Raw genomic sequence first — 23,857 nt, forward strand, 5'->3', positions numbered from 1 at the left:
GACGCGTTGCTGCCGCCCGCTACGCTCCTTCCAAAAAGGGGAGCGAAACAACCATGAAGCAACTCCGGATCGGCGACATCACCATCGATGCGGTGATCGAACGGGAAGGGCCGTGGCGGCGGCCGCAGGATTTTTTCCCGGCCTATGACGAGGGCGTGTTCAAGCGCCATCTGCCGACGATGGAGCCTGAGGTGTTCGACGCCGCGCGCGGCATGATGGTGATCACCTATCAGACCTTTGTGGTGCGCACGCCACGCTACACCATCCTGGTCGACACCTGCACCGGCGAGGACAAGGGTCATCCGCCGCCGTTCGATTTTCCCGGCAAGGAGCGCTGGCGCAACGAATTGTTCGCGCTTGGCATCGGCTTCGAGCAGATCGACTACGTCTTCTGCACGCATCTTCACATCGACCACACCGGCTGGAATACGAGCTTGCGCGACGGGCGCTGGGTGCCGACGTTTCCGAATGCGAAATACGTCTTCCACAAGGGTGAGTATGCGGCATGGGAGGCGGAGCATGCCAAGGGCAGCAATCCGCCCGGCACCGTGTTTCGCGACAATTGCCTGCCGATCGTCGAAGCCGGGCAGGCGCTATTGGTCGATGATGATTACGCGTTAGACGACACCGTCACGCTGACGCCGACGCCGGGGCATTCGCCCTGTCATTGCTGCGTGAACATTTTCTCAAAGGGCCAGCGGGCGGTGGTCGCCGGCGATCTCATGCATCACCAGATTCAGTGCCGCGAGCCGGACTGGTCGGCGAAGCCGGATTGGGATGCCAGGCAATCAGCGGTGTCACGGCGGAAGTTTTTCGCCTCCGTTGCCGATACCGACACGCTGATCCTGCCGGTGCATTTCCCGACGCCGACGGTGGGGCTGATCAAGCCGCTCGGTGGAGCGTTCGATTATCGCTTCAAGCGGGAGTAGGGCGACAGCGGATGATCTAATAAGTGTAGAACATCCGCTGGATCTCCTTGCTGTCGGTCGTCTTGGTCAGCGCCAGCATCAGCAAAATACGCGCCTTCTGAGGATTAAGCGTATCCGAGACGATGAAGTCGTGTTCGTCGTCCTTGGCTTCCCCATTGCGCGCGACGATGCCGTTCCCGACACGGCTGCTGCGAACGATCGCGACCCCCTTCTTGTGGGCGTCATCGAGAGCTGGCTCGACCGCGGGCCGGGCAAGGCTGCCATCACCGACGCCAGCATGCACGATCCCCTTCGCCCCGGCAGCGACAAAAGCGTCGATCGCGAGCCGGTTCATGTTGGCGTAGCCGTAGACAATGTCGACTTGCGGCAGGACATCGAGGTTAGAAACGTCAAATTCGGAGTCCGCCGTGTGCCGGCGCGTCGATTGACGATAGAAGTACGGCTTGTTGCCCTGCATATAGCCGAGAAAGCCGAGTTCGGGTGTGCGGAAGGTGTCTGCCGTCGAGGTGTTGCTCTTGGTCACCTCGCGCGCCGCGTTGATCTGATCGTTGAGAGCAACGAGCACGCCCTTGCCGACCGCCTCGTCACTGCCTGCGAGGATCACCGCATTAAAGAGGTTGATCGGCCCATCCGCGCTGATCGCTGTCGATGGCCGCATCGCGCCCGCGATGACGACAGGTTTCCTGCTCTTGACAACCAGGTTCAAAAAATAGCTGGTTTCCTCGATCGTATCAGTCCCGTGCGTGATCACAATCCCATCGACGTCGTCCTGCGCGAGGAGCGAGTTGACGCGCTTTGCAAGCTTCAGCCAGTAGTCATTGTTCATGTTCTCGCTGGCGATCTGGAAAACCTGCTCGCCCTTGACGTTAGCCACGGTTTTCAGTTCGGGGACGGCGTTCAGGAGGGTCTCTATGCCCACCGTGGCTGCGGTGTAACCGACCACGGTGGTGCTGCTCGCCCCCGTGCCGGCGATCGTGCCGCCGGTTGCCAGAACCATGACGTTGGGCAGACCGGAGCCCCTTGCGTTCGCGACGTCAAAACTGATGAGCAGCGCGAACAGCAAGCTCATTGTCGCCATTATCTGACCACGCACTCGAAGTTGCCACATCTCGACCTCCCTTTTCTAGAAAGCCATTTCGATGCGCCCCATTTCGCTCAGCACTGCATGATCCGTCAGCCCAGGCCTTCTGTCTAGGGTGGCGATGGTTTCGGATGATTTGGTTTGGGCGGTCGGCGCGCGCGGGAGGCGGCAAAAGTTCTTCGCCTCTGTTATTCGGAAACACACACGCGAATGGCCGGGACAAGCCCGGCCATGACGCAGTTCGTTTGGCGATTGCACGCTAAAGCAACAGCAAATTCGCAGCGCGATTACGCGCCGACTTCGCACTTCTTCATGAAGCTGTTCTTGGCGGCGCCGGCGAGCGGCTTGCCATCGGCGCTCATCGCCTTGGGCGCGCAGGCGTCGGCCTTGCACTTCTTCATGAACGAGGTCTTGGCAGCGCCGGCCAAGGCCTTGCCGTCCTTGCCGACCGCTTTGCTCTCGCAGGTGTCTTCCGCGAAGGCCGAACCCGCTGCAAAGGTCGCAACGATCGCAGCCAGGAAAATCCGCTTCATCATGGTTGTCTCCCTAAACCAGAAATGGCACGCGGATTGGAACCGGGAATCGTGGCGCAATCAAGCAGGATCGGCGCCTGTGGCGCCATTTTGATCACCCGCGGGGGAGGATTGCGGCGTGTTGCGCTGCGCGCTGACCTGGCCGGGCAACCCTGCTAGCTTCGGCCGAGTTTAGCTGGAGGAGCATCGTGATGGACGCCGTGATTCCGAAAGTGCCGGAGGCCGCCGCTGATCAGCATTCGCATCTGGTCCGGCCTCAAGAGATGGAATGGCAGAAGACGCGCTTTCCGGGCTGCGAGGCCAAGACGCTGCTGTTCGATCGCAGCAGCGGTCTGATGACCGCCCTGATGCGCTTTGCGCCGGGATCGGTGCTGCCCGATCACGAGCATGTCGGCGTCGAGCAGAGTTACGTCATCGAGGGCGCTCTCGTCGACAAGGAGGGGCCGGCCAAGGGGATCGCCTGCAAGGCCGGCGAATTCATCTGGCGCGAGGCGGGCAGCCGGCATGCCGCCTGGTGCCCGGAGGGTGCCTTGATCCTGGCGATCTTCCAGGTGCCGAACAAGTTCTTCGAATCCGACGGCCGCGTCGTCGATGCCGCCGGGCAGGATTGGGACGAAACGTGGGGGCGCACCGACGCGCAACCGGCGCGGCGCGCCTAGCGGTCTCATACGCCCCGCGCGAGCAGCGCCTTGAAGTCCGCGCGTGCACGTTGCGCTTCGGCGCGCGCCACCTCGGAGGCGTCGCCGAGGCCGAAATAGCCGTGGATCAGGCCGGCGCCCTCATGATGCTTCACCCGCACACCGGCCGCCTCCAGCGCCCGTGCATAGGCCGCGCCCTCGTCGCGCAGGGGATCGTACCAGGCTGTGGTGACGATCGCGGGCGCGACGCCGGCGAGCGATGTGGCGCGCAGCGGTGAAACGCGCCAGTCGGTCGCGTGAGCCGGATCGGCGAGATAATGGCCGCAAAACCACTCCATGACGGCGCGCGAGAGGAAGTAGCCTTCGGCATTCTCGGCGCGCGAGGGAAAGGGCGCGTTCTCGCGCGGGTCCGCATAGCTGCCAACGACGTCGGTCACGGGATAGACCAGGAGTTGCGCGGCGAGCTTGATGCCGGCGTCGCGGCAGGCGATCGCGGTGGTGGCGGCGAGATTGCCGCCGGCGCTGTCGCCGGCAACGCCGAGGCGTTTTGCATCGCCGCCAAATTCCGCGACGCGGTTGAAGATGTCGCTGACCGCGGCGAAGGCGTCCTCGAAGGCGCCGGGAAAGCGCGTCTCCGGCGGCCGCCGGTAGTCGACGGAGATAACGACGGCGCCGGTCTCGATCGCAAGGTTGCGCGCCTGCCGGTCATGGGTCTCGAGGTCGCCCGCGACCCAGCCGCCACCATGGAAGAACACCACGGTCGGCGCGGGATTGGTGCCGACCCGGTAGACCCGTGCATCGAGCGGGCCGGCGTCGCCTTTCACCTTGATATCCGCGACGAGGTCGACCGGCAGCGGCGCTATGGCCGCGCGCGAGGCAGCCAGTGCACGCAAGGAATCGCGGGCGCTCTGTGGCGTCATCGTCGTGTGATCGCGCATCGGCAGCAGCGGAATGATCTGGGCGATGACGGGATCGAGCGGTGCGGCCATGGGATCCTCACGGGGTTCTTGGTCTTGCTTGCGGGTTAGCATAGATATTGCGCGCCGCATCGGCAACCGCTCGCATGTTGCGATGCCAGGGGATGAACGGGCAGGGAGGTCTTGAGGTGGAATTCGAAACGCTGGTCCAGTCGCGCCGCAGCGTGCGTGGCTTCAGGAACGAGCCGGTGCCGCGCGCGGTGATCGAGGCGATCATCGACAGCGCCAAGCGTGCGCCGTCGTCGATGAACACACAGCCCTGGCACGTCCACGTGCTCACAGGCAGCCCGCTGGAACAGCTGCGCCAGCGCAACATGGGAAGAAATGGTCGGCGGCGCCAAGGTCAAGCGCGACATCGTCAGCCACGGCGAGTACCAGGGCGTTCACCGGACACGGCAGGTCGACATCGCCAAGCAATTGTTCGGCGCGATGGGGATCGCGCGCGACGACAAGCCGATGCGGCAGGACTGGGTGCTGCGCGGCTTCCGCCAGTTCGACGCGCCGGTCTCGCTGGTGCTGACGTATGACCGCGTGCTGGATCCCGGCGCAGTCTGCCATTTCGATCTGGGCGCGCTCTGCTACGGCATCGTGCTCGCGGCCTGGGACCGCGGTCTCGGTTCGGTGATCAACGGGCAGGGCATCATGCGCTCCGACATCGTGCGCGAAGTCGCAAACATTCCGGAGGACCAGGTGATCATGACCTGCGTCGCGATGGGCTATCCCGACGACAACTTTGCCGCGAACGCGGTGCGCTCGGACCGCGAGGGCAATGACGATTTCGTTCGCTATGTCGGATTCGCCGAGTAGTGCACGTCGAGTAGTGCACGTAGAGGAGATTATTCTCTCGACGATTTTTTTGGGCGTAGAGCCAAGCGGCCTCTTGCAATCTCGATCATGCAGGAGGAACAATATGCGGACTGAGAGGTTTGTTGCTGGCGCGAGGGAATTGACATGCGGCGGCTGGCTAGCCTGGTTCGGCGGTTCTTCGGCCCGCGGGTGCGGCGCCCGATCGATGATGATCCAACTCTTCCTTTCACACCCGACGAACTCGGCCGGCTGATCCGCAGCGGGCGGCACGAGGACATGAAGCTGCTGGCCGAAGGGCTGGCCTGCCGGTCCATCCCGCGCCGCGCCAGACATCGCGCCGCGCACTAGATTTGGGCACTAGACTTGCGCACTAGACTTGGGCACTAGACTTGGGTCGAGACGGGTTGCTGCGCTCACCTCGTGAGAGCGACCTGCCTGAACGCGGTCAGCAGTGCCTTCTCCAGCTTTCCGCTCATCCCGCAGAGAATGTCATAGGCCTCGCCGCGGGGCAGGGGGTCGGCTTGTAATGCCGATACTCGATCAGGGCCGCGAAAATGTCCGAGATCGTGAGAATCCGCACGACGTCGCCGATGCTCTCGGCCCCGAGCGCATCCGGATAGCCGCTGCCGTCGAGAAATTCGTGATGGTGGCGCACGGCGTCGAGGGTCTCCGGAGATATTTTCTCGTGATCCTTCAGGAAGTCGTAGCCCGCCGCCGGATGCGTCTCGATCATGGTGCGCTCGTCCGCATCGAGGCGGCCGGGCTTGTCCAGGATCGCGAGCGGGATCTGCGCCTTGCCGATGTCGTGGAACATGGCGGCCGAATACAGCCGCTCGAGATCGGCCCGGCCCACGCCGAGACTCAGCCCGAAGTCGATCGCCACGCCGGTCACGAGCAGGCAATGCTGGTAGGTTCCCTCGTGGTGGCGCCGCACCGTGGTGAGCCACTCGGACAGGCCATGCTGGGTGATGCGATCGGCGATCTGGCGGCCGGCTTCTTTCGTGCCGTCGACGTTCAAGGGGCTCGCCGAGCGTGACGGCCGTGAACATCGAAGCGATGGCGGTCGCCGCGGTTTCGACTGCATTGTCCGGCTGCGGCGCGTGACCTGAGGAAGCAGACGCCTCTTCGGCGGGATCAGCCAGCGCTGCCAGCAGCTTGATCTTGTCGATCGTCCCGGGAAGGACGAGCGTGGCCCCGAGCGCGTAGGCCTGCGAGATACTCATGTGAGAGGAGTGCTCGACCAGGAAGATGCGCTTCGTCGCCTTCGCGAGCTTTGCGGCTCGTTTCTTGATGGCCGCAACGGTGTGAACGTCACGCAATTCCGCACGGATGACGATCGCGAACGGCACCTGGGACAGCTTGGCTTCCGCGTCGAGCCGTTCGCCTGCGACGGCAAACTGTTGCGCGAGAATCGAACAGACGCTCGACAATTTGTCGGAGGAATCAGCCAGCACATGCACGAACGCGCGTGCCGCTTCCTCCACTCGGATGCCGCCGTCGCTTTTGACCGGGCGGGATATGGTTCGCGCGTTCTGCACGGTTGACCTGAATTATGCTGGAGCTGGATGGGGCTGATGAATCCTTGGGCCTATTTCCTCTGAGCGGCAGTCTGCGCGGCTGCTGCCGGTTTCTTCTTGCTATCTGCGGTGATGAAGTGAACGCCGGCCGTGGTGCCGTCGATCCACACCAGTTCGCAGCGCCGGAAGGCGAGACCGGTCGAGGACAGCAGCAGGAAGAACTCCTTGGCCTGGAGCACGTCGAGCGTGCCTTCAACCTCGATCTTCGCGCCGCTCTGAGACACGTCGAGCAGGATGCAGCTGCGTCGCCAGGTGCCGTCCGAGCCCATCAGCTTGACGCCCTGCTTGTGATCCATCCGCACGCGAAGCGCCTTGCGACCATCGAACTTCATCGGTTAATCCCCATTTTCGCGCCGCGATTTCCCCGATCGCTTGTACCGGCGCCTGCTGCGATTTCTCCCCAGCGCACGGTCCATTGGCTGGTCGACAGAAGAAGTGTCTCGAACATGTGTTGCGCACGTTCGCGCTCGGCAAAGGACAGCCGTGTGCCGCTGCGATTGGTGAGGATCGCAAGTGTGGTTGCCCAGTTCAGCCGTGACGCCCGACAGGCCATGACCAGCCCCTCGCAGTCGTCATCGGTCATGACGTGCTCGACAATCTCGATCGGGGCCGCCGACAGCACCGACAGCGCCGTGAACAGGTTGGCGGTCTCGCCGCGGATCGCGAAGCGGTTCACCGTGGAATCATTGAGCTTGCCGACGCGGTTAAGGGCGACGATCTCCGGCCGTGCGCCCGCATAGTCGGCCGGACAGACGGGCTTGAGTGGAGCCGGTGCTGGAACCTGCGCGGGCGAAACTGCCGATGCGTCGAGCTTGGCTGGCTTCGTCGGGCCGGGTGAGGCCGAGAGCAGCCTTCGCACGACCAGATCAGGCGTGCCGGGCCGCAGCGCCAGCGCCTTCATGATCTCGCCGTCCTGCTCGGCTTTCGCGACCAGCGTGTGTCATAAGCCGCGTCGGAAAATTCGACCCCCGGGTTCTTGATCAGGGCAAGGCAGATTGAGCTGCCGCGCCTGATCAGCGCCTCGGTCACGGCCGGCTCGATCGCGTTGCGGGCGGCGATCGCGCGTAGATGCCGCTCGCCACTGGAGGCCGCGACCACCACGAGGTCGGCTGCGGCGAGTGCCTGAGATCTGAGCAGGACGGGACACGCCACGTCCGCATCGGCGTGCGAGGCGAGGCGCCGCAACGTCTCCGGCGGAGCCGCCTTGAGTTCGGCAAGTGCGGCACTGAGCTGAATCAGAGCAATGGCATCGACCCGCTCCGTCAAACGCAGCAGAACGCTGTCGACCACACCGCAGAGCAATTCCTGAGATCGGTCGCCGCTGCCAGTGAGCAACTGCACAATACCGGAAAGGATCCGTGCGCAGCGGTCCGGCGGACACGTTGCGACCGCATCTTCCAGTTCAACCAGAACATCAGCAGGCGAATTTGCCATCATGGCAGGGGCCTGTATTCAAAATGAACTTCGACTAACCAATGACCTCCATTGTGCCCCACAGGCGTTAATTTGAAATTTAGACCTTGAGCGCCCGGGTATTGGTGCACCGCCGATACTGCCGGAAACGATATCGAAATTCGGCGAGGCTTGATCCGGCGACTTGTCCTTTCAACGGGACCCTCGCCAACTGATCGAGACGGATTAAGATGATTCTCTCGGTCCAACGGGACGCCGAAAGGGGGAAACTCGAACCGGCATCGTCGCCGGGCGCGCGTCTGTTGCGACGCGACGTTTCGTATTGCCATGAACAATGTTGATGACGCGCCCAGGTTGGCGCCAAAGATATTTCGTTTTTCCGACGTCGATGAATTTCGGAATGCCATACGCGGCCTGAATTTCGAGTTCACGCCCTTCGTACGGAGGATTTCGGCCGAGCAGACGATTCTGTCGCTGCCTGGCTGCGACGTGAATTTGACGCGCGCGTTTCCCCGCATCGTGGACGCACAGCTGGTCGAGAACTGCACGGCGATCGGGTTCACGATGGACGACCTCAACGTGCCCATCCGCTTCAATGGCTCGCAGCGCGCCCGGCCGGTTATCGTCATCGGCAGCGGCGGCGCCGCTTACACCACCATCGAGGAGGTGCAGCGGCAAATTGCCTCGGTGGTGTTCAGGCCGGAGGTGATGGATCGCGGCTGGCCGCACGCAGCCTCGAGCTTCAAGATTTTTGAAACGCCCGTCGTGGGCCTGAACCGACTGCGCAGCGTGGTTCGGGAGGTGCTGGCTGCCGCGTCGGAACCCGTCGGTGCAGCGGCGGTGCCGTTGAAGGGCGCAGCCATGAAGGAATCGCTGCTTGGAGCCGTCGATGACGCGTTCGACAGCGTTGTCCCCGCACGATGGACCCTGCGTCCCAACGACGAGCGGAATTTCAAGATCTTTCGGAACATTCGCGCGCTTCTGTCCGACGACCTCTCGCAGCCGATCTACAGCGAGGAGATCGCGCGCAAGCTTAACCTGCCCGTGCGCACCATGCACGACGTCGTCCGCCGTTATCGCGGCATGAGCCTGCATCGCTATTTGCGCCTGCGCCGGCTGTGGCTGGTGCGCCAGCGGCTGCTCGTTGGCGCCGACAGCGTCAAGGCCGTGGCCCTGGCGTTCGGCTTCTGGCATCTCAGCGACTTCTCCAGAAGCTATCGCGATCAGTTCGGCGAGACGCCATCGCTGACGCTGGAGCGCGGCCGAGGCCGATAGCGGGATAAATGGATTGGAGCTGTGCCTTCGTGCTAGACTGCGGCCATGACTAATCGCATCCTCGTCCTGTACGGTTCCTACCGTTCCGACCGCATGGGCATCCGCCTTGCGAATTTCGTCATCGATCGCCTGCGCGGCCGCGGCGACGACGTCGTGTTGATCGACGCCAAGGCGATCGGCCTGCCGATGCTCGATCGCATGTACAAGGAATATCCCAAGGGCGCAGCACCCGAGGCGCTGGAGAAGCTGGCCGGAGAGATCCGTGGCGCAGACGGTTTTGTCTTCGTCACCGGCGAATACAATTGGGGAATCCAGCCGGGGTTGAAGAACCTCACGGACCATTTCCTCGAAGAGTGGTTCTGGCGTCCGGCCGCGATCGTCAGCTATTCCGCTGGCCGGCTGTCGGGTGCGCGCGCCTCGACCGCATGGCATGGCACGCTCTCGGAAATGGGCATGGTGGTGGTATCGAGCACCATCGGCGTCGGCCCGATCGCGCAGACGCTGTCGGAGGCGGGCGAACCGATCGGCGAGGGCGGCAAGGCGCTGGAACGCTCGTTCCCGCGCTTCGCCGACGATCTCGCATGGTGGATCGAGGCCGCCAAGGCGCAGCGGGCGCGCAAGGCGCCGCCGTATTGAACGGCCTTACGCGGCCCTGACCTCGCCGAGGAAGCGGTCGAACTGTCCGGCGAGATCGCGTGACTGCGTCGACAGCTGCTCGGCCGCGCCCAGCACCTCCCTCGCGGCCGTGCGCGGTGTCGTCGGCGGCGCGCTGCACGCCTGATATGTTGGTGTTGACCTCCTGGGTGCCGCGCGCGGCCTCCTGGACGCTGCGTGAAATCTCCTTGGTCGCCGAGCCCTGTTGCTCGATCGCGGCGGCAATCGCGGTGCCGATCTGGTCGATCTCGCCGATCACGTCGGCGACGTTGCGGATCGCGGTCACGGTCTCGTCGCTCGCGGCCTGGATCGCCGAAATCTGCTCGGAGATTTCGGTGGTGGCCTTGGCGGTCTGGCCCGCCAGAGACTTCACCTCGGACGCAACCACCGCAAAGCCGCGGCCGGCGTCGCCGGCGCGTGCGGCCTCGATGGTGGCGTTCAGCGCCAGCAGATTGGTCTGCTCGGCGATGCTCTGGATCAGCGTGACGACGTCGCCGATCTTCTGCGCGCCCTCGGCCAGCGAGCGCGCGGTGTCGCCGGTGCGGCGGGCGTTGTCGACGGCGCGGGCCGCGATCTCGGTGCTTTGTGCGACCTGACGGCCGATCTCCGCGATCGAGGAGGTCAGCTCTTCGGTGGCGCTGGCGACGGTCTGCACGTTGGTCGAGGTCTGCTCGGAGGCGGCGGCGACGACCGCGGCCTGGCTGTTGGTCTGGGCCGCCGTCGTGGTCATCGACTGCGCCGTGCTCTCCATGGTGGATGAAGCGCGGGACAGGCCGCCGACAAGCTCGGTGACCTTGGTTTCGAACGCACGAGTGAGCCCGTCGAGCGCCTGTGCGCGGCGCATCTTGCCGTCGTTCTCGGTCTGCTTCTCCGCCGCGAGCCGGTCGGCCCGGATCATGTTGTCCTTGAACACTTGAACGGCGGCTGCCATCGCGCCGATTTCATCGGAGCGCTCCGCGCCGGGGATATCTTCCGCAACATCGCCGTCGGCAAGCCGCGACATCCGTGTCGTCAGGTTGACGATCGGGGCGCAGACGCGGCGGCGGACCATGACGATAAGGCCGGCGCTGGCGATCAGCACGGCGAGAAGGCCGATGAGAGCGACCGTGAAGCTGGTGCGCGCGGCTGAAGACGCACCGGCGAGGATCTGCTCCGCGTTGTCGTAAAAGGCATCGCGAACGCCGATGATGGAGCCGAGCCCCTTTTGTGACGCCGCGTAATAGGTCTCGACGTCGTGCTCGTATTTGCCGCTGACGGCGCCGTCCTTGACGAGCTTGAGCTCGCGGCCGAACTCCTCGACGTAGCGCGAATTCATGGTTTCGAGCGCGCCGCCGACATTGGCCGGGGTCGCGGGATTGCCACGCAATTCCATCAGCGACATCACGATCTGGTCGCTGCGGCCCTGCATGCGGGCAAATTCGGCCTTCTCGGCATCGGTGGCGACCTTCTTGCCGCCGACGAGGTTCTTGTGAACGCTGGCATTGAGACCGCCGATGTCGCGCAGCGTCATGGCGATGTTGGCGTTGTTGGACTGGCGGTAGGCATCGCCATTGAGGATCGCCATGCGGCGCACCTGCTCGTTGAGCAGTGCGGTCACGCTGCCGTTGAGCACGGCGTTGTCGGCGACGATCTTCTTGGCGGCGTCCTTGCGCGCCTCCGCCGGCCCGGCGATCGCCTTGTCGATGGCCTCGCGCAGGGCGGTGAACTTCGCGTTGATGCCGTCGATATTGCCGCCGAGGGCGGTGCCGTCGTCGAACGGGCCGGGCAGCTCCTTGCGCAGCGCGTTCATCCTGTCGCGGGCGCCGTCGGTCTGCTTGCGCAGCTTGCCTTGCTCAGCGAGTTGCGCCGGGTCGACCGTGGCAGGGCCGTAGAGGATGTTGGTGGAGAAGCCGCGTTCGGGATTGAGATAGCGCGGGATGTCGCTAACGGCGCGGACGATCGCGAGCCGGCCCTGGGCTTCGGTGATCCGCTCGATTGTCTGGTACTTCGTCACGGCGACGTAGACGGCGAGGCCGCCGCCCACGGTCGAGAGCGAGACGATGGCGGTGGTCAGGAGCGTACCGATTTTCATGATTCTGTCCGGCAATTGGCGCGGGGGGAATTATTTTGCACGAACAATAGGCAGGCGATGTTAATCCCGGGTTTACGCTCGTGGCCGCGGTCACCTGGCCTTTCGGTCAAGGGCGGCGAGGATCTCCAGCGTGGCGCCGTCGCGCTCGCCCGAAAAATAACGGGCGAGCGCCTGATCGAAAACAGGTTCGTCGGACACCGCGCCGAACAGCGTCATCGACGAGCGGAATTTGGCGTCGTCGGGCGCACCGAAGATGGCGTTGATGGTCCGCCCCTCGATGGCGAGCACGAGCCTCGTGCATTCGATCAGACGCGGACCGAGGACGGGGTGGGCGAGGTAGGCCTTGGCCTCGGCGCGGGAGGCGATGGCGTAGCGCTGCGACATGGCGCTGAAGCCGAGGCCGGCGACCTGCGGGAAGACGAACCATATCCAGTGGCTCTGCTTTCGGCCCCGGGTCAGCTCCTCCTGGACGTCGCGAAAAACCGGGTCCTGGGCCCGGACGAAGCGCGTTAGATCGAAAGGATCGGTCATTGGATACCCTGGGGGAGCCTTGGCGGCCGCGATTATGCCTAACTTTTGGCTCCCAATGTGGTAGCTGGTATAGAATCTCCGGGTGGGGGTGGGTCCCCCCGGGGGTCGATTTTGGGGATCTGATGGTTTCCGACCGCGCACAAGCCGAGGGGCTATTGTCGCGCCGCCGTATTGGGCGAGCCGAGACGATACTGCTATCTTTGGCCGCCGTCGCGCTGGCGCTGGGCGCTGCCGCCTGGGTCGCGGATATCGGCGATTCGGCCTCGCTGGCCACCGCCGCACTGCCGCCGGCCAATGCCCCTTCGTTCGATGATCGTTTCGCTTCCACATCTGGCAGTCCGCCCACCCGCGAACTCGGCCTGCGGACGCTGGAGCTCTCCGCCTTGAATGCGGTCCAGCTCAAATTGCGCGACGCAAAGGCGATGCTCGCCCAGAAACTTCAGGGCGACGATTGGCGCGCGACCCTGACCGATGACGACAGGCACGTGGTCGACGAGACAAGGCCTTCGCAGCGGGCCGATGGTGGCGTCCCGATGCCGCGCTCGCGCCCGGCCCAGGCGGACTTCTCCGCCCAGATCGCCTCCAGTCAGGCCTTTGCGGATGCCAATCCCAGGATCGACAACCGCAACTTCTTCGAAAAATTCACCGACAAGATCAAGCTGGCCTCGCTGACGCCGGACAGCGGCCTGTTCGGCAAGGCGCCGGATCTCGCCGCCCTCGGCTACGATTCGCGGACCGCGGTCTATGACATCTCGGCCAAGGCGCTCTACCTGCCGAGCGGCATCGCGCTGGAAGCGCATTCGGGCATGGGCGCGCTGATGGACGACCCTCAGCATGTCGACCAGCGCATGGTCGGCGCGACCCCGCCCGCGACCTATGACCTGAAGCCGCGCGAGAAGCTGTTCCACGGCGTCCGCGCGCTGCGCTTGACCCCCGCGGAGGGCACCAGCGCGCTCGGCCGCGTCGGTCTTCTCACCCACAATTTCATGCTCGGGCCGCGGGGCGACTCCAACGGCTGCGTTTCGATCAAGGACTATGATCGATTCATGAAGGCCTACGACAACGGCGAGTTCAACCGCCTGATCGTGGTGCCGCGCCTGAGCGGATCGGCGACCGCCTCGCAGCGCGCGAGCACCGACTCCTGATTGGCCTGCAACGGCGGGGCTGCCGTTTTCCCTTCATTAAGCCGTCATCGTCCAGAAGCAGCCCATGAGTGATCCCCAAAATTCCGAGACCCCGCTGCGCACGACGTTCAAGATCAAGCTGAACGGCGACACGCTGGCGATTGCGACCGTCGGCCAGGCCTATCAATTCCTCACCAACTTCAAATCGGTCGAGTGGATGGAATTTCGCTCGCTGCATGAAGACGCGGTCGCGGCGCTCGAAGGCGCCGCCGACAACGCCATGCTCGTGGTGCAGGCGACCAACGCCGTGCGCGCGCTGTTCGTGAGCGCGAAGCTGCTCTGAGAGCAACACTGCGTAGCCTGGATTGCGTTACGCTCCATCCGGGCTACCGCTCACAACTTGAACTCCGCTATAGGAACAGGCAAGGGCCGCGAAGGTCGTTGCTCCAGGCCGATACATTCAAACATACTTCAGGGAGAGACCCATCATGAAACGCCGTACATTCCTCAAGGGCGGCGCCGTCGCCGGTGCGACGACGCTGGTTGCCGCACCTGCAATTGCGCAAAGCGCGCCCGAGATCAAATGGCGCCTGACCTCGAGCTTCCCGAAGTCGCTCGACACTATCTACGGCACGGCGCAGACCTTTGCGAAATACGTCGCCGAAGCCACCGACAACAAATTCCAGATCCAGACCTTTGCGGCCGGCGAGATCGTGCCCGGCCTGCAGGCGCTCGACGCCGTCAGCACTGCGTCCGTCGAGATGGCGCAGACCCCGCTCTATTTCTACATCGGCAAGGAGCCGGCGCTGGCTTATGCGACCGGCGCGCCGTTCGGCATGAACCATCGCCACCAGGAATCCTGGTGGGCGTTCGGCGGCGGCGCCGAGCTCACCAACGAGGCGCTGAAACCGTTCAAGGCCCACGCCATCCTCTGCGGCAATTCCGGCACGCAGATGGGCGGCTGGTTCCGCAAGGAGATCAAGACCGTCGACGATCTCAAGGGTCTCAAATTCCGTATCGCCGGCATGGGCGGCCACGTGCTGGCGCGGCTCGGCGTGGTCCCGCAGCAGATCGCGGGCGGCGACATCTATCCGGCGCTGGAGAAGGGCACGATCGACGCGGTCGAATTCGTCGGTCCCTATGACGACGAAAAGCTCGGTTTCCAGAAGGTCGCGAAATACTACTACTTCCCCGGCTGGTGGGAAGGGGGCGCCATGCTGCACATGATCGTCAACGACGAGAAGTGGGCTTCGCTGCCGAAGCAGTATCAGGCGATCGTCAACCAGGCGGCGTCAGCTGCGGGCGCCTGGATGCTCGAGAAATACGACAGCGTGAATCCGGCGGCGCTGAAGCGGCTGATCGCCAATGGCGCGGAGCTGAAGGCGTTTCCGCAGCCGGTGATGGAGGCCTGCTACACCGCGACCCAGGAGCATCTGAACGAGCTCGCCGCCAAGAGCGACCTGTTCAAGCGCACCAAGGAGAGCCACGACGCGTATATGAAGGAGCTGCTGTTCTACACGCAGATCGCGGAAAACTATTACGACAATTATCTGCTCGGCAAGATGCGCAACAAGACCTGATCGCAGGAGGGGGCGCGGTGCTCACGCCGCGCCGAGGCCCAGCTTCTCATAGACCCGCCTTGCATAGGCGCCGAACGCGTCGGTCGTCTTGAGCGGAAGGTCGCGCGGGAAGGGCAGGTCGATCGGGAAATAATCGGCCATCTTTGCCGGGCCAGCGGTCAGCACGGCGCAGTGCGAGGACAGGAACACCGCTTCCTGGATCGAGTGCGTGACGAAGACGATGGTCTTGCCGCTCTCGCGCCAGATCCGCAGCATCTCCAGATTCATCTGCTCGCGCGTCAACGCGTCCAGCGCGCCGAACGGCTCGTCCATCAGGATCAGTTTTGGGTCGTGAATGAAGGCGCGCGCGATTGCGGTGCGCTGCTGCATGCCGCCGGATAGCTCTCGCGGATATTTCTCCTCGTAGCCCGCGAGCCCGACCAGATTGAGCAGATCGCGCGCCCGCCCGCGCGCGGCCTTGATCGGCAGGCCCACGATTTCCGCCGGCAGCAGCACGTTGTCCAGGATCGTCCGCCATTTCAGCAGCAGTGCCTGCTGAAACACCATGCCGACGTCGCGGGTCGGATCGAACCGGCTTTTGGCATTGCCGATCTTCACCGTGCCGCCGTCGGCGCCGTGTAGCCCGGCCAGAATCTTCATCACCGTGGTCTTGCCGCAACCGGACGGGCCGACCAGCGAGACGAGCTCACCTTCCTGCACGTCCATGGTGACGTCGGAGACCGCCAGGAATTCGGCGCCGCGGCTGCGGTAAATCTTCCGGACACCGCGCAGGCTGATGAAGGGCTCTTCGGTCATGCCAGCCATTTGTCCAGGTTGGCGCCCACGAACGCGTCGTCGCTGAGGTCGGCGTGCTCGCAGTACACGCGATCGATCTCGTCTTTCTGGCCGGGGCTGAGACCCTCGTTCGGATCGAGGCACCACAAGCCCTGCATCAGGCCCTGTCGCCGCAACACCTCGTGGCAGCCGGCGATGCAGCCGTGAAAATTATTGGCGACGTCGAAGAAGGCGCTGTTGCAATCGGTGACGCGGGCATCGAGCGCGAGCAAATCGGCCGGGACGCTGTCCTTGTGCCGTGCCGCCTTGCAGCGCTCGAATTGCTTGATCGCGCTCGCCGTCCACACCGACCAATGGCCGAGCAGGCCGCCCTTGAAGTAGGTCCGCGTGGTGACGCCGTTGTCGCGCAGGTCGAACGGCAGCATCAGGTCGAGCAGGATGTGATCGTCATTGCCGGTGTAGATCGCGACGCGGTCGAGCGCGCCGGCCGCGGCGACGCCGCGCAGCACGTCGAGTGTCCGATAGCGGTTGAACGGCGCGATCTTGATCGCAATGACATTGTCGATCGAGGCAAAGCGCTGCCAGAACCGGCTCGACAGGATCACGCCGCCGACCGCCGGCTGGAGATAGAAGCCCACCAGCGGAATTTCGGCCGCGACCGCCGTGCAATGCGCGATGATCTCGTCCTCGGAGGCGCTCTTCATCGCGGCGAGACTGAGGAGCCCTGCGTGATAGCCGATGTCGCGCGCGGTGCGGGCTTCTGTGACCGCCTGCCGGGTCGGGCCGGCGAGGCCCGCGACCAGCGCCAGCGGACGTTTGGTCCAGTTCGCCGCAGTCTCGGCGGCGAGCTCGAGCACGGGACGGTAGAGGCCGACATCGCGAATCGCGAACTGCGTGGTGTGCACGCCGACCGCAAGGCCGCCGGAGCCGGCGTCGATGTAATAGCGCGTCAGCGCGCGCTGATGCTTTTGGTCGAGCTGGCGTTCGGCGGTGAGCGCGAGCGGATGCGCCGGCAGCACGGTGCCGTCGGCGATCAGCCTGCGGATCTCGCTGTTGATCTGGCTGTGGTGCATGATGTCCTATCCGAATTCAGGGCCGGCGACGGCGAATGGCATGTCTTCCCCCGCGGCAGTGGCGGGGCCGAACCGCATGCGCTGGAACGGCCGCTCGATGGTCCAGCCCGATGCGGTCAATCCTTCAGGGAATGCGGCTTGTGCCGCGACGGCGTCGAGCAGCAGCGGTCCGCTCTCCGATTGCGCGATCGCATCGACCAAGGTAAGCGCGGCTGCGGCGTCGTCGGCAAACAACGGGCCGATATGGCGCGCGATGCGTCCGTCGCGAACCAGCGCGATGGCGCCGTTCGCAGCGACGATACGTGAGCCGGGGCGCCGCGCAAAGGCAGAGAGCAGGGCGGTGCGATCAAAACCGGTAGCCCGCAGGTCCCGGGCACGAAGCGCGTCCAGCGTCGCGGATGAAGGTGCCTGCGCGGCCGCGTGACCTGATTTCACCAGCTTCAGGCGGCGCAATTGCAGCGTCGGCGTGAACCCGAGCGGTCCATAGACGGCGACGCCATCGGGCGTCGCATCGAGCCAGCTCGTCAGGCCATTTTCGCGCGCCGTCTTCATGCAGGCATCGACCAGGCGCGTTGCGAGGCCACGGCGGCGGTGCGTTGCCGACACCAGCACCATACTGATCCAGGCGTTGTTGCCGGGGTAGGGGAGTAAAGCCGCCGTAGCGACCAGTCGCGCGCCGTCGCGGATGCCGAATACGATGCCTTCGTGCAGGAAGATGCGCCAGTCCTCCTCGGTCTGGTTCCAGTGTGCTTCCGTCGAGAGGAGCAGGCCCGCGGCGGCGTCTTTGACGCCGAGTTTGATGACGGGCAGGCCGTCAGTAGCGTCCATCGCGCACCTCGTATTTGGTGGGCTTGCCGAGGCTCGGCATGGCGCGGGACACCCAGTCCGCCGTCCAGGTGATCAACTGCTCGGTGTCGACGACGGGCAGGCCGAACAGCTCGACCGCCTTGGACGTGTCGGTCAGCCACGCCGTTTGCTCTTCCTTGCCTGTCAGCACCGGGGCACGGCCGAACCTTGAGCCGAATTTTTGCGCGAGATCGCGCACCGCCAAAATCTCGTGGCCGCTGACATTGATCGGCGAGGTCGGCGCCGTGCAATGCGAGAGGCAACGCAGCGCCTGCGACGAGGCATCGCCCTGCCAGATGAAATTGACATGACTGATGCTGACGTCGATTGGCGTGCCCGTGAGCACTTTCACGGCGATGTCGTGTAGTACGCCATAGCGCATGTCGATCGCATAATTGAGGCGGAACAGCTGTCCGGGCGTTCCGAATTTGCGCGAAAAATATTCGAACATGCGTTCGCGGCCGACGCAGGACTGGGCGTATTCGCCGGGCGGGTTCGGTGGCATGTCCTCGGTCGCGCCTTTGCCGTCCACGGGAACGAAGGGATAGATGCAGCCGGTCGAGAACGCCACGATCCGCGACGACGGGAAGGCCTGGGCGACCAGCGCCGGCACGTGCGCATTCATCGCCCAGGTCAGCGACAGATCACCCTCCGCGCCGAATTTGCGGCCGGCCATGAAGACGATGTTGGGCGCCTTCGGCAGCGGCTGAATTGCGGTCTCGTCCATCAAATCGCAATTGATCGTCTCGACGCCGCGCGCGTGAAGCCAGTCCTTGACGCTTGCGTCGCTGAAGCGGGCGACGCCGATGACACGGCGATCGGGCACCGCGGCTTTTGCGAGCCCCGCCAAGGTCGGTCCCATCTTGCCGGCCACGCCGAGGACCATGATGTCGCCCTTGACCTTGGCGAGGTCGTCGATCAATGCCTGCGTTGGGCGGCACAGAAGATCGTCGAGCGCGGCGATATCGGGGATGGTCTTCGGCAGGTTCTGGCGGGTGAGGAGCATGGATCTGGTCCTTGGTCTTTAAGTCTGCCGTTCTCAGGTTTGTGTTTTCAGGTTTGTCTTGCGTCGCCGACCACGAACATGCGTTCGAGGACGAGAACCAAGCCATAGAGAGCGACGCCGAGCAGCGTCAGCAGCACGACGGCCATCACCATCGCGGGCGTGTCGAGCGACGACTGCACCTGGATCATGAGGTAGCCGAGCCCGCGCTCGGAGGCGATGAACTCGCCGACGATGGCGCCGGCGACCGCGAGGATGGCCCCGACCTTCATGCCGGAGAATATGTAGGGCAGCGATCCCGGCAGCTGGATCTTGCGGAACAACGTCCAGCGCGAGCCGCGCAGCGATTTGACGAGATCGAGCAGATCAGGTTCGACCTCGCGCAAGCCCCGCGCGGTGGTGAGCAGGATCGGAAAGAAGCAGATGCTGAAGGCGATCAGGATGTTCGGCACGATGCCGTAGGAGAACCAGACGATGAGGAGCGGGCCGAGCGCCACTTTCGGGATCATGTTCAGCGTCACGAACAGCGGCAGCAGCACGAGGCTGAGCAGCGGCGCCCAACTGAAGATGACGGCCAGCGCGACGCCGACGAATGCGCCGAGCGCAAAGCCGCCGAGGATCTCGATCGCCGTCACCAGCGTATTGGCGCCCCAGGCGTAGCTAGCGGTGCCCATTGTCTGGATTGTAGCCAGCGGGGAGGGCAGGATGAACTTCGGCACGTGGAAGGCATCGACCATGACCTGCCAGAGCACGAGCACGGCGAGGTGCACGATCAGGACGATCGCAAAGCTGCGCGTATTGCGGGCGCCGTCTCCTGCCACCGGTTGCTCCCTGTTGCCAGCGGCCGCCTTGCCGCTGGTCGCAAGCCTAACCGGCCTTGAGGGAAGTTTCAACCAGTTGGTTGATTACGGCCGGAGCGAATGCAGCACGAGATCGGCGACGTGCCGGCGGCGGGCGCGGCGCGCGGCCCGGCTCGACAGGTCCTTGCCGAAGATCGCCGACAGCGTCGGCGTATTCGAGAGATAGAAATAGCCGAGGCCCGCAATGGAGATATAGAGCTGGATCGGGTCGATCCCCTTGCGGAACATTCCGGCGCGGACGCCCTCGTGAAGGATGTGGGACACGCTCTTCACCAGCGGCGAATGCATCGCCTCCAGCCGTGTCGAGCCGCGGACATGACGGGCGCCGCCGCGGTTCTCGTCGTTCAGAAGCACGATGAAATCGGGGTTTGCCGCAAGGTAATCGAACGAGGCCTCGATCAGTTTCCGGATCGCCTTTTCCGGCGGCAGGCCCTCGAGATTGAGCTGGCGCTCCTGCTCGCGGATATCGGCGTAAACCCATTCGAGCACAGCAAGATAGAGCGAATCCTTGTCGCCGAAGTAATGGTAGACGAGCTGCTTGTTGACGCCGGCGCGCTCGGCGATCTCGTCGACGCGGGCGCCGGCAAAGCCGTGCCGGGCGAACTCCTCGCGCGCCGCGGTGAGCAGCTTCTTGCGTGTGGCGACGGGGTCGCGCCGCTGCGGCACGGTGTCGCCTGAACGTTTTGCGGGCATTTCCAACCAAACAGTTGACAAGTGGAGGGCGGCCTTGTTGCATTGGTATCCTCACGGGGGGAGAGCGACAAGCCGGGTCGCGGGCAACGAGGAGAGATGCGATGAAGCGTTTGCAGGCGGCGGGCTCGGCCCTGGCTTTGGCCCTGATGCTCGGTTCACCGGTGGTGCCGGCGACCGCGGGCGAGGCGGTCAATCTGATCCTGAACTGGACGCCGACGGCCGATCACTCGCCCTATTATTACGCCAAGGCGCAAGGCTGGTACGAGAAGTCGGGCATCGACCTGACCATCGAGGTCGGCAAGGGCTCCGGCGTCTCCGCCGCCAAGGTCGGCTCCGGCGGCTCGCCCTTCGGCGTCGCCGATCTCGCCACCATGCTGGTAGCCAAGAGCAAGGGTGCCGACACTGTTGCCGTGATGAGCGTCTACGCCAACACCGGCCAGACCTTCTACTGGCTGAAGAGCTACGGCGTGAACGGGGTGAAGGATTTTGCCGGCCACAAGATAGGCAATCCGCCCGGTGATGCTTCGCGGGTGATGTGGGCCGGCCTTTGCGAAGGCCGCAGGGCTCGCGCCCGACTCGGCCAGCTTCGTCAATATCGGGCCGACCGCAAAGATCGCGGCGCTCAAGAGCCACACCGTCGATATCATCAGCGACTTCTACAACGAGCACGATTTGAAGGTGATCGAGTTCGGGCCCGATCTCGGCTATGTCAACTGGAAGGACATCGGGCTCAACCCTTACGGAAATTCGCTGATCGTCAACGGCGGCTACCTGCAGAAGAACCCGAAGCTGGTCGAGGATTTCGTGCGCGTCACGCAAAAGGCCTTTGCGACTTGCGTCGCCGACGCCGCGCCCTGCCTGAAGGCGCTGCTCGACCAGGTCTCCGGTCTCGACAAGGAGAACCAGGAGCGCCAGTGGGAGCGCATCAAGTTCTTGATGACGGACGAATTCACGACGACGAAGTCGCTCGGCTGGATCGACGGCGAGCGGATGAAGAAGGACTACGAGCTGGTCCAGACCTATCTCGGCATGGAGAAGCCGTTCGACGTGACCACGGCGTTCACGACCAAGATGCTGGATCCCGCCATCAAGATGGATGCGAGCAAGGTGAAGAAGTAGGGGGCGTCCCGTCATCGCGAAGGGGGCGTGCGCCGCATTCTGATCTCGTGCCCCGGACGCAGCGCAGCGCCTCTTCGGCGGTGCGCTGCGTCCGGGGCCCACTCGCCGGGAGCAGGCCGTATGGCCTGGATCCCGGCTCTGCGCAGCAACGCTTGCGCGTTGCAGCGCGTCCGGGACACGAGGCGCGAATACCGGCCGCCTCCACGTAACCCCACGGAGAAATTAACCAGCCATTAACCATATCGGCCGCATCGTTAACCATTCAATAACTGGGAACGAGTCGGCCGATATGGAGGCTGCAGTAAAACCTCAACGCCAAATGGTGCGCCTGCGCGGGCGCTCCTATGTGGCTTTCGTGTTCGTGCCGACGGTTCCGATCCAGGACTGGCTGCAGGAAATCGACACCACCATCGCGCGCTCGCCCGGGCTTTTTTGCCGGTAGGCCCGTGGTGATCGACCTGTCCTCGGTCGATCTCAGCCAGTCCGGCATCGGCCATCTGCTCACCAGCCTGCAGGACCGCAACATCCGCGTGCTCGGCATCGAGGGTGTGGAGGAGGCGCGGTTGACGCCGACGATGCCGCCGCTGCTGTCGGGCGGGCGGAGCTGCGTGGTCGAGCCGAGCGCGCCCAAGAAGCCTGAGACCAAGGTCGAGACGAAGCCGACCTCGCTGCTGCTGGAGACCCCCGTGCGCTCCGGCCAGACCGTGATCTTCCCCGAAGGCGACGTCACCATTCTGGGCTCGGTCGGCTCCGGCGCCGAAGTCGTCGCCGGCGGCTCCATCCATATCTACGGCGCGCTGCGCGGCCGCGCCATGGCGGGCGTGAACGGTCACACCAGCGCGCGCATCTACTGCCAGAAGATCGAGGCCGAACTGCTTGCAATCGATGGGTTTTATCAGACCGCCGACGATATCGACGCCGCCCTGCGCGGCAAGCCGGCCCAGGCCTGGCTGCAGGGCAACACCATGCGAATTACGGCACTGAACTGACCAGCAAAGGAGATATTTCAGATGAGTAAAGTACTGGTCGTGACATCAGGCAAGGGGGGTGTCGGCAAGACGACGACGACCGCCGCGCTGGGGGCTGCGCTGGCGCAACGCGGCGAGAAGGTCGTCGTCGTCGACTTCGACGTCGGCTTGCGCAACCTCGACCTTGTGATGGGCGCCGAGCGCCGGGTCGTGTTTGACCTCATCAACGTGGTGCAGGGCGTGGCCAAGCTGCCGCAGGCGCTGATCCGGGACAAGCGGCTCGAAAACCTCTGGCTGCTGCCGGCCTCGCAAACCCGCGACAAGGACGCGCTGACGGAGGAGGGCGTGGGCAAGGTCATCGACGATTTGCGCGGCCGCTTCGACTGGGTGATCTGCGACAGCCCGGCCGGCATCGAGCGCGGCGCCTCCATGGCGATGCGCTTTGCCGACGAAGCCGTGATCGTCACCAATCCGGAAGTCTCCTCGGTGCGCGATTCCGACCGCATCATCGGTATGCTCGATTCCAAGACGGTACGGGCCGAGAAGGGCGAGCGCGTCGAGAAGCACATCCTGATCACGCGCTACGATCCCTCGCGCGCCGCGCGCGGAGAGATGCTGACCATCGAGGACATCCTCGAAATCCTCGCGACCCCCTTGCTCGGCATTATCCCCGAGAGCCAGGACGTGTTGAAGGCCTCCAACGTTGGTACACCGGTGACGTTGTCGAACGCGGACGGCGCACCCGCGCGGGCCTATATCGACGCGGCGCGGCGACTGTGCGGCGACACCGTGCCGATGCAGGTGCCGACCGAGCGCAAGGGCTTCATGGATCGTCTGCTGCGACGGAGGGCTGCATGAGCATGGGTCTGCTTCGGCTTCTCCGCGGCAAAAAGGCTTCGGCACCCGTCGCTCGCGAACGGCTGCAGATCCTGCTTGCCCATGAGCGCGGACTGCGCGGCCAGCCCGATCTGCTCGGTGTGCTGCGTGAGGAAATTCTCGCCGTCGTCTCCAGGCACGTCACGCTGGATCCGACCAAGGTCATCGTCCGGCTCGATCGCGGCGACGAGGTGTCGACCCTGGAGGTCGATATCGAAGTGCCCAACGACTTCGAGCGCAAGCGGGTGGCGGTCGCATAGGGACGCGGCCGAAGGCCCTTCAAGTTTGGGGTGGGTGATAGGGCGGTCCGCTGGGCATAGCGGGCCGCCTTTGTCATTTGTGTTAGTCCGGCCGATGTGATCGGCACCTGGCGGAACGGGACTTGCGGCGAAATCGTTGTCAACGACCCGCGGAACAGCAGGAGCGATGCACCGCGGTTTCGTCAAACGGGAGAG

At 64.3% G+C, this 23,857-nt stretch carries 22 protein-coding genes and 6 pseudogenes; 13 read left to right on the forward strand and 15 right to left on the reverse strand.

The features are described from left to right. The first annotated feature begins 53 nt into the window (after positions 1 to 53). Positions 54 to 929, forward strand: a complete 876-nt coding sequence (locus ACVWW3_RS09255) for an MBL fold metallo-hydrolase (protein WP_456650249.1) — start codon at positions 54 to 56, stop codon at positions 927 to 929. 16 nt (positions 930 to 945) lie between these two features. Here ACVWW3_RS09255 and ACVWW3_RS09260 read toward each other — a convergent pair whose 3' ends face one another. Together ACVWW3_RS09260 and ACVWW3_RS09265 are read right to left on the reverse strand one after the other, a co-directional pair. Next, positions 946 to 1,998, reverse strand: a complete 1,053-nt coding sequence (locus tag ACVWW3_RS09260; protein WP_354125691.1) for a type II asparaginase — start codon at positions 1,996 to 1,998, stop codon at positions 946 to 948. A 299-nt stretch (positions 1,999 to 2,297) separates the two neighbouring features. Beyond that, the gene (locus ACVWW3_RS09265) at positions 2,298 to 2,546 is read right to left on the reverse strand and encodes a hypothetical protein (protein WP_247440466.1); all 249 of its coding nucleotides are present in this window, start codon (positions 2,544 to 2,546) and stop codon (positions 2,298 to 2,300) included. Positions 2,547 to 2,734: 188 nt separating this feature from the next. Between ACVWW3_RS09265 and ACVWW3_RS09270 the strand changes: the two genes are divergently transcribed. Continuing rightward, positions 2,735 to 3,202, forward strand: coding sequence for a cupin domain-containing protein (locus ACVWW3_RS09270; RefSeq protein WP_247440468.1), 468 nt, complete (start codon positions 2,735 to 2,737; stop codon positions 3,200 to 3,202). Between the two features lie 5 nt (positions 3,203 to 3,207). Here the strand turns inward: ACVWW3_RS09270 and ACVWW3_RS09275 are convergent, their stop codons facing one another. Together ACVWW3_RS09275 and ACVWW3_RS09280 are read right to left on the reverse strand one after the other, a co-directional pair. Continuing rightward, positions 3,208 to 4,170: an alpha/beta hydrolase gene (locus ACVWW3_RS09275; protein WP_456650248.1), complete on the reverse strand. Its 963-nt coding sequence runs from the start codon at positions 4,168 to 4,170 to the stop codon at positions 3,208 to 3,210. A gap of 7 nt (positions 4,171 to 4,177) precedes the next feature. Beyond that, positions 4,178 to 4,438: a hypothetical protein gene (locus ACVWW3_RS09280; RefSeq protein ID WP_456672456.1), complete on the reverse strand. Its 261-nt coding sequence runs from the start codon at positions 4,436 to 4,438 to the stop codon at positions 4,178 to 4,180. Between ACVWW3_RS09280 and ACVWW3_RS09285 the strand changes: the two are divergent. After that, positions 4,347 to 4,965 (forward strand): annotated as a pseudogene (locus ACVWW3_RS09285) (nitroreductase). The gene ACVWW3_RS09280 and the pseudogene ACVWW3_RS09285 overlap by 92 nt on opposite strands. A gap of 144 nt (positions 4,966 to 5,109) precedes the next feature. Further along, a complete protein-coding gene (locus ACVWW3_RS09290; RefSeq protein ID WP_247346629.1) occupies positions 5,110 to 5,313 on the forward strand; it encodes a hypothetical protein in 204 nt (67 codons plus the stop codon). A gap of 65 nt (positions 5,314 to 5,378) precedes the next feature. Here the strand turns inward: ACVWW3_RS09290 and ACVWW3_RS09295 are convergent. The 3 genes and pseudogenes from ACVWW3_RS09295 to ACVWW3_RS09305 all read right to left on the reverse strand — a co-directional run bounded on the left by ACVWW3_RS09295 (position 5,379) and on the right by ACVWW3_RS09305 (position 7,979). After that, positions 5,379 to 6,503 (reverse strand): annotated as a pseudogene (locus tag ACVWW3_RS09295) (HD-GYP domain-containing protein). Positions 6,504 to 6,553: 50 nt separating this feature from the next. Continuing rightward, positions 6,554 to 6,874: a PilZ domain-containing protein gene (locus ACVWW3_RS09300; RefSeq protein WP_247346643.1), complete on the reverse strand. Its 321-nt coding sequence runs from the start codon at positions 6,872 to 6,874 to the stop codon at positions 6,554 to 6,556. Next, a pseudogene (locus ACVWW3_RS09305) lies at positions 6,871 to 7,979 on the reverse strand (DUF2336 domain-containing protein). The gene ACVWW3_RS09300 and the pseudogene ACVWW3_RS09305 overlap by 4 nt, the downstream one beginning before the upstream one ends. 303 nt (positions 7,980 to 8,282) lie before the next feature. On the opposite strand from ACVWW3_RS09305, the gene ACVWW3_RS09310 reads away from it, so the two are divergent. Continuing rightward, complete coding sequence (locus tag ACVWW3_RS09310) at positions 8,283 to 9,230, forward strand: helix-turn-helix domain-containing protein (protein ID WP_456650244.1); 948 nt, start codon at positions 8,283 to 8,285, stop codon at positions 9,228 to 9,230. Positions 9,231 to 9,275: 45 nt separating this feature from the next. Beyond that, positions 9,276 to 9,866, forward strand: a complete 591-nt coding sequence (locus ACVWW3_RS09315; protein WP_456650243.1) for an NADPH-dependent FMN reductase — start codon at positions 9,276 to 9,278, stop codon at positions 9,864 to 9,866. Between the two features lie 6 nt (positions 9,867 to 9,872). On the opposite strand, the pseudogene ACVWW3_RS09320 reads toward ACVWW3_RS09315, so the two are convergent. Both ACVWW3_RS09320 and ACVWW3_RS09325 read right to left on the reverse strand, forming a co-directional pair. Next, positions 9,873 to 11,955, reverse strand: a pseudogene (locus tag ACVWW3_RS09320) (methyl-accepting chemotaxis protein). A gap of 90 nt (positions 11,956 to 12,045) precedes the next feature. Further along, positions 12,046 to 12,486 carry a DUF1810 domain-containing protein gene (locus tag ACVWW3_RS09325; protein WP_456650241.1) on the reverse strand — a complete coding sequence of 147 codons (441 nt, stop codon included), beginning with the start codon at positions 12,484 to 12,486 and terminating at the stop codon, positions 12,046 to 12,048. A gap of 191 nt (positions 12,487 to 12,677) precedes the next feature. Between ACVWW3_RS09325 and ACVWW3_RS09330 the strand changes: the two genes are divergently transcribed. The 3 genes from ACVWW3_RS09330 (at position 12,678) to ACVWW3_RS09340 (ending at position 15,190) form a co-directional block, all read left to right on the forward strand. Further along, complete coding sequence (locus ACVWW3_RS09330) at positions 12,678 to 13,631, forward strand: DUF2778 domain-containing protein (protein ID WP_456652037.1); 954 nt, start codon at positions 12,678 to 12,680, stop codon at positions 13,629 to 13,631. Positions 13,632 to 13,695: 64 nt separating this feature from the next. Beyond that, positions 13,696 to 13,953: a hypothetical protein gene (locus ACVWW3_RS09335; protein ID WP_247346656.1), complete on the forward strand. Its 258-nt coding sequence runs from the start codon at positions 13,696 to 13,698 to the stop codon at positions 13,951 to 13,953. A 145-nt stretch (positions 13,954 to 14,098) separates the two neighbouring features. Continuing rightward, entirely contained in the window at positions 14,099 to 15,190 is a 1,092-nt protein-coding gene (locus ACVWW3_RS09340; protein WP_456650240.1) for a TRAP transporter substrate-binding protein, read from the forward strand. A gap of 21 nt (positions 15,191 to 15,211) precedes the next feature. On the opposite strand, the gene ACVWW3_RS09345 is transcribed toward ACVWW3_RS09340, so the two are convergent. The 6 genes from ACVWW3_RS09345 to ACVWW3_RS09370 form a co-directional block, all read right to left on the reverse strand. Continuing rightward, positions 15,212 to 15,994: an ABC transporter ATP-binding protein gene (locus ACVWW3_RS09345; protein WP_247346660.1), complete on the reverse strand. Its 783-nt coding sequence runs from the start codon at positions 15,992 to 15,994 to the stop codon at positions 15,212 to 15,214. Further along, entirely contained in the window at positions 15,982 to 17,037 is a 1,056-nt protein-coding gene (locus ACVWW3_RS09350) for a dihydrodipicolinate synthase family protein (RefSeq protein ID WP_456650239.1), read from the reverse strand. The genes ACVWW3_RS09345 and ACVWW3_RS09350 overlap by 13 nt, the downstream gene beginning before the upstream one ends. 6 nt (positions 17,038 to 17,043) lie before the next feature. Continuing rightward, positions 17,044 to 17,865, reverse strand: a complete 822-nt coding sequence (locus tag ACVWW3_RS09355; RefSeq protein ID WP_456650238.1) for a GNAT family N-acetyltransferase — start codon at positions 17,863 to 17,865, stop codon at positions 17,044 to 17,046. After that, positions 17,852 to 18,889 (reverse strand): NAD-dependent epimerase/dehydratase family protein, encoded by a 1,038-nt coding sequence (locus tag ACVWW3_RS09360; RefSeq protein ID WP_456650237.1) that lies wholly within the window; start codon positions 18,887 to 18,889, stop codon positions 17,852 to 17,854. Before ACVWW3_RS09360 ends, ACVWW3_RS09355 begins: the two co-directional genes overlap by 14 nt. A 47-nt stretch (positions 18,890 to 18,936) precedes the next feature. After that, entirely contained in the window at positions 18,937 to 19,707 is a 771-nt protein-coding gene (locus ACVWW3_RS09365; RefSeq protein WP_456650236.1) for an ABC transporter permease, read from the reverse strand. An 84-nt stretch (positions 19,708 to 19,791) separates the two neighbouring features. Further along, a complete protein-coding gene (locus ACVWW3_RS09370) occupies positions 19,792 to 20,439 on the reverse strand; it encodes a TetR/AcrR family transcriptional regulator (RefSeq protein WP_247346687.1) in 648 nt (215 codons plus the stop codon). 101 nt (positions 20,440 to 20,540) lie between these two features. Between ACVWW3_RS09370 and ACVWW3_RS09375 the strand changes: the two are divergent. From ACVWW3_RS09375 to minE, 4 genes and pseudogenes are all read left to right on the forward strand, one after another. Continuing rightward, positions 20,541 to 21,558, forward strand: a pseudogene (locus ACVWW3_RS09375) (ABC transporter substrate-binding protein). Between the two features lie 289 nt (positions 21,559 to 21,847). Continuing rightward, positions 21,848 to 22,547: pseudogene (minC, locus tag ACVWW3_RS09380) on the forward strand (septum site-determining protein MinC). Positions 22,548 to 22,568: 21 nt separating this feature from the next. Further along, complete coding sequence (gene minD, locus ACVWW3_RS09385; protein WP_354103577.1) at positions 22,569 to 23,384, forward strand: septum site-determining protein MinD; 816 nt, start codon at positions 22,569 to 22,571, stop codon at positions 23,382 to 23,384. Continuing rightward, positions 23,381 to 23,662, forward strand: coding sequence for a cell division topological specificity factor MinE (minE, locus tag ACVWW3_RS09390; protein ID WP_247346707.1), 282 nt, complete (start codon positions 23,381 to 23,383; stop codon positions 23,660 to 23,662). The genes minD and minE overlap by 4 nt, the downstream gene beginning before the upstream one ends. Positions 23,663 to 23,857 lie beyond the last annotated feature (195 nt).

It is taken from the genome of Bradyrhizobium sp. LM2.9, from assembly GCF_054056555.1.

Excerpts from the sequence above, each read along its gene's own strand:
- ACVWW3_RS09255 (WP_456650249.1), top strand. The coding sequence starts at position 54 with ATGAAGCAACTCCGGATCGGCGACATCACCATCGATGCGGTGATCGAA.
- ACVWW3_RS09260 (WP_354125691.1), bottom strand. The coding sequence starts at position 1,998 with ATGAGCTTGCTGTTCGCGCTGCTCATCAGTTTTGACGTCGCGAACGCA.
- ACVWW3_RS09265 (WP_247440466.1), bottom strand. The coding sequence starts at position 2,546 with ATGATGAAGCGGATTTTCCTGGCTGCGATCGTTGCGACCTTTGCAGCG.
- ACVWW3_RS09270 (WP_247440468.1), top strand. The coding sequence starts at position 2,735 with ATGGACGCCGTGATTCCGAAAGTGCCGGAGGCCGCCGCTGATCAGCAT.
- ACVWW3_RS09275 (WP_456650248.1), bottom strand. The coding sequence starts at position 4,170 with ATGGCCGCACCGCTCGATCCCGTCATCGCCCAGATCATTCCGCTGCTG.
- ACVWW3_RS09290 (WP_247346629.1), top strand. The coding sequence starts at position 5,110 with ATGCGGCGGCTGGCTAGCCTGGTTCGGCGGTTCTTCGGCCCGCGGGTG.
- ACVWW3_RS09300 (WP_247346643.1), bottom strand. The coding sequence starts at position 6,874 with ATGAAGTTCGATGGTCGCAAGGCGCTTCGCGTGCGGATGGATCACAAG.
- ACVWW3_RS09310 (WP_456650244.1), top strand. The coding sequence starts at position 8,283 with ATGAACAATGTTGATGACGCGCCCAGGTTGGCGCCAAAGATATTTCGT.
- ACVWW3_RS09315 (WP_456650243.1), top strand. The coding sequence starts at position 9,276 with ATGACTAATCGCATCCTCGTCCTGTACGGTTCCTACCGTTCCGACCGC.
- ACVWW3_RS09325 (WP_456650241.1), bottom strand. The coding sequence starts at position 12,486 with ATGACCGATCCTTTCGATCTAACGCGCTTCGTCCGGGCCCAGGACCCG.
- ACVWW3_RS09335 (WP_247346656.1), top strand. The coding sequence starts at position 13,696 with ATGAGTGATCCCCAAAATTCCGAGACCCCGCTGCGCACGACGTTCAAG.
- ACVWW3_RS09340 (WP_456650240.1), top strand. The coding sequence starts at position 14,099 with ATGAAACGCCGTACATTCCTCAAGGGCGGCGCCGTCGCCGGTGCGACG.
- ACVWW3_RS09345 (WP_247346660.1), bottom strand. The coding sequence starts at position 15,994 with ATGGCTGGCATGACCGAAGAGCCCTTCATCAGCCTGCGCGGTGTCCGG.
- ACVWW3_RS09350 (WP_456650239.1), bottom strand. The coding sequence starts at position 17,037 with ATGCACCACAGCCAGATCAACAGCGAGATCCGCAGGCTGATCGCCGAC.
- ACVWW3_RS09355 (WP_456650238.1), bottom strand. The coding sequence starts at position 17,865 with ATGGACGCTACTGACGGCCTGCCCGTCATCAAACTCGGCGTCAAAGAC.
- ACVWW3_RS09360 (WP_456650237.1), bottom strand. The coding sequence starts at position 18,889 with ATGCTCCTCACCCGCCAGAACCTGCCGAAGACCATCCCCGATATCGCC.
- ACVWW3_RS09370 (WP_247346687.1), bottom strand. The coding sequence starts at position 20,439 with ATGCCCGCAAAACGTTCAGGCGACACCGTGCCGCAGCGGCGCGACCCC.
- minD (WP_354103577.1), top strand. The coding sequence starts at position 22,569 with ATGAGTAAAGTACTGGTCGTGACATCAGGCAAGGGGGGTGTCGGCAAG.
- minE (WP_247346707.1), top strand. The coding sequence starts at position 23,381 with ATGAGCATGGGTCTGCTTCGGCTTCTCCGCGGCAAAAAGGCTTCGGCA.